Annotated in this window: 2 protein-coding genes and 1 pseudogene; 1 reads left to right on the forward strand and 2 read right to left on the reverse strand. The window is 73.0% G+C overall.

Annotated elements, in window-relative coordinates; genetic code table 11:
- The coding region (locus tag N4P33_RS34805; protein ID WP_260830908.1) for a hypothetical protein at positions 1-739 on the reverse strand (739 nt) is incomplete at its 3' end.
- A gap of 540 nt (positions 740-1,279) precedes the next feature.
- Here N4P33_RS34805 and N4P33_RS34810 point away from each other — a divergent pair.
- Positions 1,280-1,942 carry a transglycosylase family protein gene (locus N4P33_RS34810; protein WP_260830909.1) on the forward strand — a complete coding sequence of 221 codons (663 nt, stop codon included), beginning with the start codon at positions 1,280-1,282 and terminating at the stop codon, positions 1,940-1,942.
- A 71-nt stretch (positions 1,943-2,013) separates the two neighbouring features.
- Here N4P33_RS34810 and N4P33_RS34815 read toward each other — a convergent pair.
- Positions 2,014-2,179, reverse strand: a pseudogene (locus N4P33_RS34815) (ABC transporter); the annotation flags it as partial.

Genomic DNA, 2,179 nt, shown 5'->3' on the forward strand with positions numbered 1-2,179 from the left:
CCGCCCTATCCAGCGCCTCGCGCAGCAGGTCCTCGCGCGGCTGCCGGCCGATGGAGCCGACGGGGGCCGCGAACATCAGCACCTGCTGGTGCTTGTTGGCCGCCGCGCGCCAGCCGTCCGTCACCTGAAGCGGCTGGTGCGCCTGCCACCAGGCCACCGGCCGGCCGCCGTCCGGGCCCGGCTGGAGCACCGCGTGCAGCTGTCCCACGGCGAGCAGCACCGACCAGCCGTGCAGCACCGGCGGGACGGCGGACAGCTCGCTCAGCGGCATGAAGCCCTGCTCGATCAGCAGCGGCAGGAAGTCGTCACCGGAGCCGAACGAACCGGGCCGGGCGACCGGCGCCGTCGGCTCCACGACCAGGGCCGGGTGCAACTCCCCGGCGATCAGGACCAGTCCGCTGGTCACCCCGAGCACGGCCTGCTCGGGCGCGGCCGCCCCCGGCTCCGGCTCCGGGGCGGCGCCGTCGCCGCTGATGGACCGCACGGCACCCCTCAGCTGCTCCTCGGTGACCTGGACGACCTGTGAGGGCAGACAGGTGGCGTGGGCGAAGGCGAGGACGGCGGTCTCCTCCCCGATGAACAGGACGGTGCTGGTGCGCTCCTGGTCCGGGTCGCCCGGGGTGCGGCAGGAGGTGCAGTCGTAACCGCCCGGGGCGGACTCTCCGGCGAGCAGGCGGTCGGCTTCTTCGTCGCCGATCTCGGCGCGTACCTCGTCGCTGACGTCGAGCATGCGCGGCACGGGTGGCTCCCTCGGGATGCGGTGCGTGGCGGGACCGGGTGGCTCCCGGCCCGTGGTCCGGGTGGGTCCCCGGCTCATGAAGAAGACAACGGACGATCTGTGGCGGGAGTCACGCCCCAGGGCGAACGGAATCGAACCGACCGACGCACACCGTCACCTCCGGCCCGGAATCGGGCACTCATTGTCAACTCCTCGCGGGGGTAAAGCGGTTGGGAACGTGAAGTGGGCCACAGTCGCGCGGCGGGACTGGTCGATAAATCAGGAAATCGGCCCATGAAATGGGTGGCCGAAACATGCTGATACCCCGGGTAATGGCGAACTGGCCTGCCGGAACCGGCAGTTGGTTGATCCGGGGCCGCGTAGCTCCTTACATTCCTCCGCCGTGTGCAACGAGCACCGCTCGGGTACGTCCGCCGACCGCACCACCGAGGCTCCACAGCGCGACCCCACCGGCGGACAGGCGAGCCGGCCCACGCGTCCCACGGCGCGGCGGACGGCGCATCGCCTCGGGGGACCCCGGGTTGTTCGAGAGGGAACTACATGTCCGAATGTGCCCATACCACCCACGACACCCGTGACAACGCACGGAAGACCCGTACGACGGCCGTCCTGGCCGGCGCGGCCCTGCTCGCGCCGCTCGGACTGCTGGCCACCGGTGGCACCGCCGCGGCGGCGGACGGCGGAGTGTGGGACCGCATCGCCCAGTGCGAGAGCGGCGGAAACTGGCACATCAACACCGGCAACGGCTACTACGGCGGGCTCCAGTTCTCCGGCGCCACATGGCGCGCCTACGGCGGTACGGCGTACGCGCCGACCGCCGACCGGGCCACCAAGTCCCAGCAGATCGCCGTCGCCACCAAGGTCCAGCGCGCCCAGGGCTGGGGTGCCTGGCCGACCTGCTCGGCCCGGGCCGGGGCGTCGGGCAGCGCACCGGCGGTCGGTTCGGTGAGCGCGAACCAGGCGCCGCGGAAGGCGACGAAGCCCGCGAAGCCGTCGTCGCAGAAGGCCGCGGTGCCGAAGCGTTCGGCCGGGCACGCCGACCGGGACGCCTCGCGTGGCGACTACACCGTCCGCGCGGGCGACACGCTCAGCGGCATCGCGCAGCGACACGGGACGACGTGGCAGCACCTGTACGCCGCCAACGAGGCGGTCATCGGCGGGGACCCGAACGTGATCGTTCCGGGGCAGCGGCTGGAGCTCTGAGCCGCGCCGCCGCCGCGGAACCTCGGCCCCACCCCGGTTGCCCTGACCTGCCGGGGTGGGGCCCTGCGGCGTCAACGGCGGGTGAGTTCAGCCGCCTCGCCGGCGAACGCGACCGTGCCGCGGTGCAGTTCGTAGGCGAAGGCGGGGCGGTGGTGCAGGGCGGGGGGCAGGCGTTGCTCGGCCAGGACCACGCACGCGTCGAGGGACGCCAGCAGCTCGTACGTGCGGGACGCGACC

This window comes from Streptomyces sp. 15-116A, assembly GCF_025290915.1.
Taxonomy (GTDB): Bacteria; Actinomycetota; Actinomycetes; order Streptomycetales; family Streptomycetaceae; genus Streptomyces.